Annotated in this window: 10 protein-coding genes; 6 read left to right on the top strand and 4 right to left on the bottom strand. The window is 68.4% G+C overall.

Annotated elements, in window-relative coordinates:
* Positions 1-930, top strand: a 930-nt coding sequence (locus A6R01_RS16035; RefSeq protein ID WP_292607960.1) for a sodium/proton-translocating pyrophosphatase, incomplete at its 5' end; no start/stop codon positions are given.
* A gap of 191 nt (positions 931-1,121) precedes the next feature.
* Positions 1,122-3,170, top strand: a complete 2,049-nt coding sequence (locus tag A6R01_RS16030; RefSeq protein WP_288989249.1) for a prolyl oligopeptidase family serine peptidase — start codon at positions 1,122-1,124, stop codon at positions 3,168-3,170.
* Positions 3,171-3,196: 26 nt separating this feature from the next.
* On the opposite strand, the gene A6R01_RS16025 is transcribed toward A6R01_RS16030, so the two are convergent.
* Complete coding sequence (locus A6R01_RS16025) at positions 3,197-4,015, bottom strand: SDR family NAD(P)-dependent oxidoreductase (protein WP_288989250.1); 819 nt, start codon at positions 4,013-4,015, stop codon at positions 3,197-3,199.
* 313 nt (positions 4,016-4,328) lie between these two features.
* Here A6R01_RS16025 and A6R01_RS16020 point away from each other — a divergent pair, with 313 nt between their 5' ends.
* The gene (locus A6R01_RS16020; RefSeq protein ID WP_003039510.1) at positions 4,329-4,859 is read left to right on the top strand and encodes a CarD family transcriptional regulator; all 531 of its coding nucleotides are present in this window, start codon (positions 4,329-4,331) and stop codon (positions 4,857-4,859) included.
* Between the two features lie 56 nt (positions 4,860-4,915).
* On the opposite strand, the gene truA is transcribed toward A6R01_RS16020, so the two are convergent.
* Positions 4,916-5,656 carry a tRNA pseudouridine(38-40) synthase TruA gene (gene truA / locus A6R01_RS16015; RefSeq protein ID WP_292607958.1) on the bottom strand — a complete coding sequence of 247 codons (741 nt, stop codon included), beginning with the start codon at positions 5,654-5,656 and terminating at the stop codon, positions 4,916-4,918.
* 303 nt (positions 5,657-5,959) lie between these two features.
* The gene (locus A6R01_RS16010) at positions 5,960-7,375 is read right to left on the bottom strand and encodes a hypothetical protein (protein WP_292607955.1); all 1,416 of its coding nucleotides are present in this window, start codon (positions 7,373-7,375) and stop codon (positions 5,960-5,962) included.
* 323 nt (positions 7,376-7,698) lie between these two features.
* Between A6R01_RS16010 and A6R01_RS16005 the strand changes: the two genes are divergently transcribed.
* From A6R01_RS16005 to A6R01_RS15995, 3 genes are read left to right on the top strand one after another with little or no spacing between them, the layout of a single operon-like run.
* Complete coding sequence (locus A6R01_RS16005) at positions 7,699-9,153, top strand: glycosyltransferase family 2 protein (RefSeq protein WP_292607952.1); 1,455 nt, start codon at positions 7,699-7,701, stop codon at positions 9,151-9,153.
* Complete coding sequence (locus A6R01_RS16000; RefSeq protein ID WP_292607949.1) at positions 9,150-10,511, top strand: acyltransferase; 1,362 nt, start codon at positions 9,150-9,152, stop codon at positions 10,509-10,511. The genes A6R01_RS16005 and A6R01_RS16000 overlap by 4 nt, the downstream gene beginning before the upstream one ends.
* A complete protein-coding gene (locus A6R01_RS15995) occupies positions 10,508-11,548 on the top strand; it encodes a hypothetical protein (RefSeq protein WP_292607946.1) in 1,041 nt (346 codons plus the stop codon). Before A6R01_RS16000 ends, A6R01_RS15995 begins: the two co-directional genes overlap by 4 nt.
* 15 nt (positions 11,549-11,563) lie before the next feature.
* Here the strand turns inward: A6R01_RS15995 and A6R01_RS15990 are convergent, their stop codons facing one another.
* Positions 11,564-12,778, bottom strand: a complete 1,215-nt coding sequence (locus tag A6R01_RS15990) for a pyridoxal phosphate-dependent aminotransferase (protein WP_292607944.1) — start codon at positions 12,776-12,778, stop codon at positions 11,564-11,566.
* Positions 12,779-12,954: the final 176 nt, after the last annotated feature.

Below are 12,954 nucleotides of genomic sequence, written 5' to 3'. Positions count from 1 at the left end.
GTGCTGCCGACGCTGGTCATCGTCGCGGGCATCATCATCGCCTATCAGCTCGCGGGCCTGATCGGCATTGCCTATGGCGCGACCGCGATGCTGGCGCTGGCCGGCATGGTCGTTGCGCTCGACGCTTATGGTCCGGTGACGGACAATGCGGGCGGCATCGCCGAAATGGCGGGGCTGGACGACAGCGTTCGTGAAAAGACCGACCTGCTCGACGCGGTCGGCAACACCACCAAGGCCGTGACCAAGGGTTATGCCATCGGTTCGGCGGGCCTCGCCGCGCTGGTGCTGTTCGCGGCCTATACGACCGACCTTCGGGAATTCTTCCCGAGCCTGACGGTCAATTTCAGCCTCGAAAACCCCTATGTCATCGTCGGGCTGCTGCTCGGCGCGCAGCTTCCGTACCTCTTCGGTGCGATGGGCATGACCGCCGTCGGCCGCGCGGCGGGTGACGTGGTAAAGGATGTGCGCGATCAGTTCGCGGGCGATCCCGGCATCATGGCGGGCACGTCGAAGCCGAACTATGCGCGCACCGTCGACCTCGTCACCAAGGCGGCGATCAAGGAGATGATCATCCCCTCGCTGCTGCCGGTGCTGGCGCCGATCGTCGTCTATTTCGTGATCTCGGCGGTTGCGGGTCAGGAGAACGGCTTTGCCGCGCTCGGCGCGCTGCTGCTCGGCGTGATCGTCGGCGGCCTGTTCGTCGCCCTCTCGATGACCTCGGGCGGCGGCGCGTGGGACAATGCCAAGAAATATATCGAGGACGGCAACCATGGCGGCAAGGGCAGTGAAGCCCATAAGGCAGCCGTGACGGGCGACACCGTCGGCGATCCCTACAAGGATACCGCGGGTCCGGCCGTCAACCCGATGATCAAGATCACCAACATCGTCGCGCTGCTGCTGCTCGCGGCGCTGGCGGGACACGCGATGTAAACATCGCGCCCGTCAGGGTGAAAGAATGGCCCCGCCGGCGCGATCCGGCGGGGCCTTTTTCGTTTCTCCGGTAACGTTCGGCAGTTGTTTTCGTCCGCCGCCTTTTCTACTCTGGCCTAGGGATGGCGCGGCATTCGATCCGCTTGCCAAGGGGTTGCGCCACATGCCGTGGTGCGAAAACGGAGACTGAAATGGTCAAAAAGATGTTTGCCGCGGCGTTGCTCGCATCGGCGATGATGATGCCTGTGGCGGGGGGAGCGCAAACCAGCGACATTGTGGTGGTCGCACAAAAGGGGCGGGTAGATACGGCAGTTTTCGGGAAAAGACCGTTCATGCGCGATCCGCGATTGTCGCCGGACGGTACGAAGATCGCCGTTATGCTGAGCCGCGATGGCGTCGATAATCTCGCCTATATCGATCTTGCTAAACCCGGAAATCCTTCGACCTTGATTGCGAAGGCCGAAGAATATCGTGAGGCAGGCGACCGAACCATGGGGACATGGCGATGGGTCGGGAACCGGACCCTGTTGGTAACCTTGCTCTCGCGCGAGAATATTTTCGGTCAGCGCGCCGATCTGCGACGGCTGGTTGCCTATGACCTTGAAACCGGAAAGCTCATGCCGCTGGCGTGGACGGATGCCGGAGCCGATGCGGGTACGATCCTGCACATCGACGATGAAAAGGAAACGATCCTGCTGCAGCGCGGAACGTTCAAGGACGGCAGCTTCTCGCCGGGCCCCGAGGTTGTGGAAGTCGATGTACGCACGGGCAAATACAAATCGGTGATGCGGCCCAACCCCGAAGTCGACAGCTGGATGGTTGACGGCAAGGGGGTCATTCGCGCCGCTGTCGGGTCGGATTCGAAGGGCAACCAGCGGCTCATGTATCGCTCGAACGGGTCGGAAACACTCAAGACGGTGTCCAACGAAAAGGATCCGACCTTCACGCAGTCACAGATCGTCCCCGAGATTTTTCTCGATGAGCCGGACATGGCCTATGCTACTAGTAACAAAGACAATTTGCGGCGCGTCTACAAGGTGGACATGAAGACGCTGGAAATTGTGGGGCCGCCGGTCTTCCAGCTCAGTCGCTACGATGTCGATGGCCTTATCGCCGACGAGTCCGAATCGAAGCTGTTAGGCGTCGCTTTCACTACCAACAAGGAACGCCGGAAATGGATGGATCCGCGTCTCGCGCAGATCCAGGCCTTCTTCGACGAAGATTTCGGCGAAGGCAATGCGATGATCACGTCGACCAACGACGGCGACACCAAGTTGATCGTGCGCGTATCGGAAACGAGCGATCCCGGCGGCTACTATCTCTACGATACCGAAAGCGGGAAGATGCAGCTTCTCGGCTGGACCCATCCGATCTTGAAGGGGGCAAAGATGAACCCGACGGAATCGGTTCGGTACAAAGCATCCGACGGTCTCGAAATCGAAGCGGTGATTACCTATCCCCGCCACCGCAAGAGCCGCAAAAACTTGCCCGTCGTCGTCATGCCGCACGGCGGACCATATGGTATCCGCGACGAAGAGGGCTTTGGCTTTTTCCCCTGGCATCAGGCGCTGGCCGAGTTGGGCTATGTCGTAATTCAGCCGAATTATCGCGGTTCGGGCGGCTACGGAAAAGATTTCGTCAAGGAAGGGCGTAAGCCCGACGGTTACGGTAACCGGATGCAGGACGATCTGAACGACGCCGTGACGTGGTTCGGGAAGCAGGGGCTGATCGACCCGAAACGAGCGTGCATCATGGGATGGTCCTATGGCGGCTATGCGACAGCACGCGGCGCTCAGCGCGATGGCGATTTTTGGCGATGTGCCATAGCGGGGGCGGGCGTATATGATTTCCCGATGATGAAATCCTATGACACCAATGCGTTCGGAAGTTTCGGCGCGAGCTTCCAGGCGACTGCGAGCGATCTTGTCGATATTTCTTCGGCGCGTCACCCGGAAGGCAAGTGGGCACCGATCCTCATCGTGGCGGGTCTTCGCGACGCGCGCATTCCGATCGAGCAATCGCGAACGCTCGTTTCGCGGCTCAAGGGTGCTGGCAAAAAGGAAGACATCGATTTTCGATATGTCGAACAGCCCAAGGGCACGCACAACCTTCCTTATGAAGATGTGCATATCCAGTGGCTGGAAGAAGCGGCCAAGTGGCTCGATCGCTTCAACCCGGCCTATGTTCCGACGGACGCCGACAAACCGGTGCCTGTCGCGGTGACTGTCGACACGAAGTAGCCGACTTTCCGATCCGGCCGACCGGTTCAGTCCGGTCGGCCGGCGCCCATCTGCTGGGCATAGCCCGCCTGCACCATGGCGTTCATCCGGTCGAACAGCGCGTTCGGGTCGCTGCGGCGAAGGGCGGCGATGGCGGCTTCGGCGCCTTCGGCGACCACCAGTTCGCGCGTTCCGGCGTCGACTGCGGCGAGCATCTGTGCCGCAGCATCGTCGGGCGACAGGCCGTTGTCGATTGCCGCATCGCTTGCGCCGCGGACGCTGCCGTCGGCGTTGAGCGCGTTGCGGCTGACGTTGGTGCGCACTGATCCAGGTTCGACCACCAGCACCTTCAGTCCCAGATGCTCGTTTTCGGCGCGGACGCTGTCGTGATAGCCGATGATGCCGTGCTTGGCCGCCGAATAGGCGCTGCGCAGCGGCACGCCGGCGACCCCCGCGACGCTCGATATGGCAATGATCTGACCACCGCCGGCCGCGATCATGCGCGGAAGCAGCGCCTGGGTGAGGGCGATCGGCGCGAGCAGGTCGACCGCGATGATCTTTTGATAGACCGAAAAATCGGTTTCGGCCGCCAGGCTGCGCTGCGAAATACCGGCATTGTTGACGAGGCCATCGATGCGCCCGCCCCAGGCCCAGGCCTGTTCGACCAGCGCGGGAATCGCATCATAGTCGGTCGCCTCGAACGGCAGGATCATCGTGCCCGCGCCGCAATCCTTTGCCACCGCTTCGAGCGCAGCCACGTTGCGGCCCGACAGGATCAGCCGCGCGCCGCGCGCCGAAAGGCCGCGCGCCAGTGCCGCGCCGATACCCGAAGAAGCCCCCGTAACCCACCAGATTTGATCTTTCATCTTGGCATCCCCATCTATGATTCCGTCTCAAGGTGAAACGCGTTTCGGGGGGCGTCAAGCCGCCGACCCGCGGATTTCCGTGCGGGGGTGGCAATTTTGTTGCGAATCTGATATAATAAATATCAACGCGTCGACAGCTTGCCACTTTCCATCGCCGGAAAGGCACCCTGCGGCGTCCTGATGGAGCCATATCCCTTGTCACTTTGACTGGCTAGCGCCGACCGCCTTGCTTCGATCCCCCTCCGACGAGGGCGGACGTACCCGGCCTTTTCGCGCTTTTCCGGTCCCGACGGGGCAAATGAAAGGAACCTGCATGTCCGCAAACACGCTCGTCTTTGAAGTCGGTGACTATGTCGTTTATCCCAAACATGGCGTGGGGCGCGTCATTGAACTGCAAAAGTCGGAAATCGCCGGCATGCAGCTCGAACTTTATGTCCTGCGCTTCGAAAAGGAAAAAATGACCCTGCGCGTCCCGACCAACAAGGCCGAGGGCGTGGGGATGCGCAAGCTGTCGTCGGACAAGACGCTGAAGGAAGCGCTTCAGGTCCTGACCACGAAACCGAAGGTAAAGCGCACCATGTGGTCGCGCCGCGCCCAGGAGTATGAAGCGAAGATCAACTCGGGCGACCTCGTGTCGATCGCCGAGGTGACTCGCGACCTGTTCCGCGCCGACGATCAGCCCGAACAGAGCTATTCGGAGCGTCAGATCTTCGAAGCGGCGTCGAGCCGCCTCGCGCGCGAACTCGCTGCGATGGAAGAAAGCGACGAAAAGACCGCGCAGGCGAAGATCCTTCAGATCCTCAACGAGCATGCGCCGCTCTATTACGCCGAAAAGGCGCTCTGAGCCGTTCTGCCGAGACGTGAAGAGGGCGGTCCGCAAGGGCCGCCCTTTTTCGTGGGTCAGGGATATTTTGCTTCGATGAAATAGAGGCCGTCGGGCGGTGCGTTGAGGCCGAGAGCCTGCCGGTCGGCGGCGTCGAGCGCGGCCTTCAGGTCGCGCGCCGACCATTTGCCTTCGCCGACGAGGGTGAGGCAGCCGACCATCGATCGAACCTGATGATGCAGAAAGCTGCGCGCCGCGGCTTCGATGACGATTTCGTCGCCATGGCGGCTGACCGACAGACGGTCGAGCGTCTTCACTGCGCTTTGGGCCTGGCAATGCACCGATCGGAAGGTGGTGAAATCATGCCGCCCCACCAGCGCCTGTGCCGCGCCGTGCATCGCTTCGGCATCCAGCGGCTTCGCAAATTGCCAGGCGAGCCCCTTGTCCCAGGTCAGCGGCGCGCGGCGGTTGACGATGCGATATTCATAGGCGCGGCCGACGCACGAAAAGCGCGCGTGCCAGTCGTCGGCGACCGTCTCGCACGCAAGGATCGCCACCGGCGCGGGGCGAAGCTGGGCGTTCAGCGCTTCCATCAGGCGAAAGGGCTGGATCGCCTTTTCGATGTCGACATGCGCGCGCATCGCGATCGCATGCACCCCGGCGTCGGTGCGCCCGGCGCCGTGAACGGGCGCCGTTTCGGCGGTGATGCGCGTGACGGCTTCCTCGATCGCTTGCTGGACGCTGGGGCCATGCGACTGGCGCTGCCAGCCCATGAAGGGGCGGCCGTCATATTCGATGGTGAGGGCGAAGCGGGTCATGCCAGCCGCGTCCCCGCAGTTATGGGCCGACCGCGCAGCAGTTCGGCGGCGTCCATCGCCGGCTTGCCCGCGCGCTGCACCCGGGTGGCGCGGATCGCGCCGGGGTCTCCTGGCATCGGTGCCTCCGGGTCGGCCGTGGGCCGGGTGTCGGGTCAGGTGCGGACTCCCTGCCCGGGAGGGCGGCCCGGAAACGACGGGTCGCCACCGCGGTGGAGGGCGCGGCACAGCACCGGCCTGTGGTCGGTCGGCGGGCCGGTCGGCGGGCCGGTCAGCGGCCGACGGGGCCCCGGCCGCGGTGGTGGGTCAGCCCTGGCCGACCCACGAGAAGATCTCGTAGGGCCCGACCTCGTGGACCGAGGCGAGCGCGCCGTCGCTGGTGCGGACCCGGAGCGTCTGGGTCTGGTCGGAGGTGTTGAAGCCGTAGACGCCCACCCGGCCGGCGCCGGCGGGGTCGCCCGCGAACCCGGTGGCGAGCAGCGGCCCGGTGGTCGTGACCGGTGCGGCGAGCGAGCCGGCGGGAGCGGCGCGGCGCAGGTGCGCGAGGACGAAGAACTCCGCCTCGCGTCGCACGGTGCCACCGTCGACCGTCACGAGCCCGCGGCAGGTCCAGCACCCGCCGAAGGCCCCGCGCCAGCCGGGGCTGAGCGCGAGGTTCCACATGAGCAGACCGGTCGATCCGGCCGCGACCGCGTCGACGACGAGGTTCTTGGAGTCCCAGGCGAAGGTGCTGATCGGACCGTCGTCGGTGCCGGTGCACTCGGTGACCAGCCAGGGCAGTCCCAGCCCCGCGGCCTGGCCGGGCGCTCCCTCGTAGCAGTGCAGCGCGATCGCATCGAGCCCGGCGGTGCCGGTGGCGTCCAGGCGCGGGAGGTCGGCCCAGTTGTGGTCCAGCCCCCACAGCTCGACCCCGAGGCTGTCGAGCGGTGCGGCGACCCGGCGGGCGAGGCGCGTCAGCTGCCGGTCGCCGATGGCCATCGTGGGGTAGTCGGAGACGTGGCCGGGCTCGTTGCCCAGGCTGATCGACCCCAGCGGCACGCCGTGCGAGGTCAGCCAGCGCGCCTGGCCGACCAGGAGCCGCGCGTACTTCTTCACCCGGTCCCCGCGCAGCCGGCCACCGAACCACGACCGATTGGTCTTGTACGCCGGCGGCGCGGTCCAGGCCGAGGCCATCACCTGCAGCCCCGGGGCGACCGGCAGCACCTCACGGCGCAGGAAGCGGATCGCCTCGCGGGCCGGGCGGCTGGGCCGGATGCCCCGCTTGCCCGACTTCCACGCCCACAGGGTCGTGGACATGTCGGTCGCGGACAGCGGCAGGCGCAACCACTCCAGCCCGACCCCTGGCTCCTGGCCGAACAGCATCGACACCAGGTCCGGGCGGCCCTCGAGGTGCGTGACCGACGCATCGGTCAGCGCTGCCCCGACCCCGATCCACTCCTGCCGCAGCGCGGAGCTGCTGCGGTCCACCACCACCTCGGCGGTGACCTCGCTGTCGCCCACCGCGGGGCGGTCGGCGAGCCGCACCGAGGCGTCGGTGGGCGAGCTGCTCAGCAGGGCGGTGCTGCCGGCCGACGCCAGGGTGAGCGGGGTCGTCGAGGCCGCGCCGACCAGCGCCAGCGCGAGCACGCTCGCCGCGCCGGAGAGCAGGCGTCGTACGCGCACCTTGACCTCGATTCGTCGGGGGATGCCGGGGGCACTCAGGGGGATGCGGAGGGGGGGCACCAGTGTGCCCCGAAGCGGCCGTCCGTGCCCCCTGAGTCGTCCAGTCGATGGGCTGCGGAGGCCACAGAGGGGGAGCGCCCGCCTCACCCCGGTGGTCCAGACCGGTCGAGATCGACCGTGACCCTCTGACAGGCGCCTCGTTCACAGCGTTGAACGACATGTGTCTCGGCAGGGAGGCCGAGATACGCTCACGACACCCCCCACCGTGTCCCCCGGGCACGTAGTCGAGAGGTTCTGGGATGGAGCACCCAGGGAGGGACCGTTCGCGCACCCCCGCGGACGTCCGCACCGGCACATGGACCGGCCGAGCACGCGCGAGCCCGGTGGGCAGGTGGTACACGCGCCTCGGTCGCCGCGGCCAGGCCGCGGTCGAGATCGGCCTCGGGACGGTGGCGCCACCGGTCCTCGGCTTCTGCGGCTACGTCCTGGTGGCGTGGTCGCCCGCTGAAGCAGCACTGGAGCTGTGGTTCTGGGTGCTGTTCTCCGCCCTGTTGGTCACGGCGCTCCTCATCGCCATCGAGACCGCACGGGCCTTCCGGTTCCCCGATCCGCCGCTGAAGCGACCGGTCGAAACGCTGGACCTGCCACGGGTGGCGACGGTCGTGGCGGCGTACCTCCCCAACGAGCAGGCGACGATCATGGAGTCCCTGCGGGCACACCTGGACGTCGACTACCCCCACGACCGACACCTGGTGGTGCTGGTCTACAACTCCCCGACCAGCCTGCTGGTCGAGCGCGAGCTGCGGGAGCTCGCCGAGCGCGAGCCGCGGCTGCTGGTCGTGCGGGCGGCCGGGTCGACCTCGAAGGTGCAGAACCTCGAGGTGGCGACCGAGCTGCTGCGAGGCAGGGTCGACGTCGTCGGCATCTTCGACGCCGACCACCACCCGCACCCCTCCAGCGCCCGGCGCGCGGCCCAGTGGCTCGCCGACGCCGCCGGCGAGGGGCGCTTCGACGTCGTCCAGGGCCAGTGCGCGATCCGCAACGACCGTGACTCGTTCGTCGCGCGCACCGTCGCGGCGGAGTTCGCCACGTTGTACGCCGTGGCGCACCCGGGCCGCACCGTCACCCACGACTTCGGCCTCTTCGGTGGCAGCAACGGCTGGTGGCGCGCGGAGGTCCTCGACGACCTCGGACTGGACGGGCGGATGCTCACCGAGGACATCGACGTCTCGATGCGCGCGCTCGGCGAGGGCCGGCGGCTCGCCATGGACCCGCGCATCCTGTCCTACGAGCTGGCCCCCACCGACTGGGGCGGCTGGTGGAAGCAGCGCACCCGGTGGGCGCAGGGCTGGCACGAGGTGAGCCTGCGGCACTGCGTGCCGTTGCTGAGGAACCGTGACCTGAGCCTGGTGCAGCGTCGCGGGGTGGCGTTCCTGCTGGCGTGGCGTGCCATCCACCCGTTCCTCGCGACGCAGCTGATCCCGCTGGTGATAGCCATGGCCTGGGCCACCGACCGACGTGTGGTCTGGGACCTGCTGTTCTTCATCGTCGCCGCCATCGGCGTCAACGGCGTGCCCGTCCTGCAGGCGATCGCCGCCAACCGGCTGGCCGCCCCCGGCATCGGTGCGCGTCCCCGGCTCTTCGTCCGCTATGTGCTGGTCTCCGTGCTCGGGTACGCCGAGCTGCGGATGAGCGTGACCCGGGGTGCCGTGGTGCGCCACCTGCTCGGCGCCCACTCCTGGGACATCACCGCGCGCGGAACCTCGCAGGCGTCCTCGGGTGGCGAGCAGACGGTCGACGAGACCGACCGGCGACGAGCACTGGAGGCGGCGCTGTGACGGCCGCACAGACCTCGTTCGCCCTCGAACGGCGCAACGACCAGGGCTTCCTGCGCAGCACCGAGCGCAAGGGTAGGGCGGCGGGCTTCAAGGTCCGCGGCGTGGAGGGGTGGCGAGGCGTCGCCGCCCTCGCGATCGTGTCCGTGCACGCCTGGCAGGTGATGGACACCGACGACGACGGGCTCGGGCCGCTCTACGAGACCCCCGGACTGCTGACCGCGATCCTCTCGGTGGACCTGGTCGTCGACCTGTTCTTCGTGCTGTCCGGGCTCCTGCTCTTCCTCCCCTTTGTGGTGGCGGCCCTCGACGACTCGGCGCACATCCCCTCCGGGGACGACTTCCTGTGGCGGCGGGTGTTCCGGTTCATCCCGACGTACTGGGTGCTGGTCATCGTGTGCTGGAGCATGCGCAACTACGGCGTCACCACCGCCGACTGGCTCGACCTGGTCGAGCACCTGCTGCTCGTGCAGGCCTTCGACTCCGACCGGATCTTCGCGACCATCGGGCCGGCGTGGACGCTCTCGGTGGACTGGATGTTCTACCTCTCGCTGGCGATCTTCGCCCCGGCCTGGACGCGGTGGGTGCGCCAGGCGGGTGGCGAGGGTCGTCGCGTGCTGCGGCTCGTGGGGCCCATCAGCGCGGTCGCCCTCGCGTCGGTGCTCTACAAGCTCAACGTCGACTTCGTGTGGGAGATCGAGGCCGACCGGTGGGCCTGGCGCTTCGGTCCGGCGGCCAAGGCCGACGACTTCGCCATCGGCATGGCCGCAGCCGTGCTGGTGGTGTGGATGGGCAGCCGTCGCATCCCGGCCTGGGCCAGCCTGGTCCTCGCCGTGACCGGCGCCTGGCTGCTCTTCGAGGCCCGCAGGACCTTCTACTACGCCCCCGAGTCGGTGATCGAGAGCCTGCGGCACCCGATCGCCTCGGTCGGCTGGACGCTGATCCTGGTGGCGGTGATGACCTGCCGGTCCGACCGTCCGGCCCGCTGGGTCGACAACGCGTTGCTGCTGCGTCTGAGCGTCGTGGCCTTCACCGTCTACCTGGTCCACGAGCCGGTGGCGATCGGGTTCGAGAACCTCGGGCTCATCGACACCGACCCGAACGGCTACCTGCGCAACTACCTGCTCATCGCCGTGGCCTCGCTCGGACTCGCGTGGGTGGTGCACCGCGTCATCGAGGAGCCCTTCGTGGACGTCGGGTCGTTGCGCCCCCGTTCCGGTGGACGCCGCGATCTGTACGCGGAGCTGGACCTGCCACCGCTGCCGGCGGAGACCGCGAGCCCGGGCGCGCTGCGCGCCGACGTCCTCGACGCCAGGGGTGCCCGTCGGCCCACGCTGGAGATGGAGGTGCTGTCCCGATGATGTTCCGAGCACTCGCCACCGGAGTCACGATCGCCGGTCTGGTCGCACTCGGTGTCGGCCCGCTCCGGGTCGCGCTCGACCGCAATCCCGGCGTGGCCGGCGAGCCCGAGCGGCCGCCGATCGTCCTGAGCGAGGCGCCCGGAGCGGCGCCGTCGTGGCTGCCCGGCGCCGTCGACACGGCCCGGCACCTGCCAGGGGACGGCCGGCGACGCGTCGGCAAGCCGGAGCGGGTCGACCTGGCGGTCGCGCTCGGTCTCCTCGACGAGGCCGAGACGCTCTCCGTGGTCGGCGGCGGTGAGGACGTCCAGCTCCCGGGCGTCGGCGTCGTCGTGACCGAGGATGCCGCGGAGCGGCTGATCGACCTCTCGGAGCCGCGCCGGACCCGGGTCCTGACCCGCATCGCGGCCACTGACGACATGGGTCTGTCGGTCTTCGCCGTCGGCGCAGCACCGAAGCGCGCCCTGGTCGTGGACGCCGACAGCGGCGCCCAGCGTCGGCTGAAGCTGCGGCAGGCGAGCGTCCCGGTCGCCGACGTCGTGGAGGGCTGGGCACAGCTGCGGCCCGACCTGCGGGCACTGGTCAACCGCCGCGAGGTCGAGCCCGCCCCGCGCACCGGCGAGGTGCCGGTGGCGGAGCCCCGGGAGAGGGCCTGGGAGCGCGCCGTGTCCCGCGTGGTGCGCCGAGAGATCCTCCCCGCCCTCGACGAGGGGCGCGCTCCGATCTCGGATGCACTCCTCGAGGGTGAGGAGGCGCTGGTGCTGCTGGGCGACGGGCCGGTCCGGATGACGGCGCGCGGAGCGGCGTACGCCGTGGCGGCGCGGGCCGTGCAGCCCGGCTCCCGCCTGCTGCCCACCCGGGGCGGCGAGGTCGTCGACGCGCGCGTCGTCCAGCGACCCGACGGGCGCGTGGCGGTGCTGGCCTGGAACGACGGGCCGGCGACGACGCTGACGGTGCAGGTGCCCGAGGGCGACCGCGTGCTGCGCTACCGGCTGCGGCTGCCGGGTCGCGCGCTCACCGCGGCGGTGCTGCGCCGCTGATCCTCAGCGGGTCGATCAACGGGCTCGCCGCTGCCGCAGGAAGTCGCCGAGCCGCTCGAGCCCGGTCTCCACGTCCGCGGCCTGGCCGGCGAAGCTGAACCGGATCGAGCGGGGGCCGTCGAGGGTGTCGAAGTCGATGCCCGGTGCGACGGCCACCCCGGTCTCGGCGAGCAGCTCGTGGGCGAAGGCCATCGAGTCGTCGGTGAGGTGCGCGACGTCGGCGTAGGCGTAGAACGCTCCGTCGGCCGGCGCGAGCCGGGTGATGCCGAGGTCGGTGAGCCCGTCGAGCAGCAGGCGCCGGTTGCCCGCGTAGCGCGCCACGTGGCCGTCGAGCTCGGCGTAGGACTCGGGGGCGAACGCCGCCAGGCAGGCGCGCTGGGCGATCACCGGCGGGCAGATCGTGAAGTTGCCGGTCAGCACGTCGACCGCGCGACGCAGCCGCTCCGGGACGAGCATCCAGCCGATGCGCCAGCCGGTCATGGAGAAGTACTTGCTGAAGCTGGCGAAGACGACCGCCTCGCGGCTGGTCTCCCAGGCGCTGCGGGCCAGCCGGCCAGACCCGGGCGTGCCGTCGGCGTACTCGATGCCGTGGTAGATCTCGTCGGAGATCAGCTGCACGCCCTGCTCCTCGCACCAGCGCGCGAGCGCGGCGAGCTCCTCGGGCATCAGCATCGTGCCGGTCGGGTTGGCCGGGCTGGCGACGACCAGGCCCTTGACGCCGTCGATGGCCGCGACCTGCTCGACGGTGGGCTGGTAGCGGGTCTCCGGGCCGGTCTCGATCTCCACGACCTCGCAGCCCAGCGCGGTGAGGACGTTGCGGTAGCAGGGGTAGCCGGGGCGGGCCATCGCCACCTTGTCGCCCGGCTCGAACGCGGCGAGGAACGCCAGCAGGAACCCGCCGCTGCTGCCCGTGGTGGCGATCACGTCGTCGGCGGTGACCTCGATGCCGTGGGTGCGCCGGTGGTGGGTCGCGATCGCCTCCCGTAGCTCCAGGATGCCGATGCTCGGGGTGTAGCCCAGCGGGTCGCCGCTGCGCAGCAGCCGCACCGCCTCCTCCGCCACCGGCCCGGGCGCCCCCGTGCTGGGCTGACCCGCGACGAGGTTGACCAGGTCGCCGTGCGTGCGCTGGCGCCGGGTCGCTGCCTCCAGCAGGTCCATGACGTGGAAGGGCGGCACGTTCGCCCGGCTGGCCACCGCCCAGCGGCTGGCCGCGTGCTCCTGTGGCGTCATGGGGTCGAGGGTAGGTGGCGTTCGGCAAGGTTCATCGGCCGGCCGATGAACCTTGCCGCTGGCCGATGAAGGGACATCGGCCACGGAACCTGTCAACCTGCGTGGAGTCGGTCGCGGTTGGTTTCTTGGTTGATGGCCACTTGGGCCATAGGGGTCGGTACCCGGGGCGGGCCGGC

This window comes from Nocardioides sp. REDSEA-S30_B4 (assembly GCF_001627265.1).
In the GTDB taxonomy this organism is placed as follows: Bacteria; Actinomycetota; Actinomycetes; order Propionibacteriales; family Nocardioidaceae; genus Nocardioides.
The sequence above is the reverse complement of the archived record's forward strand: the minus strand, read 5'-3'. Positions and strand labels throughout refer to the sequence as shown.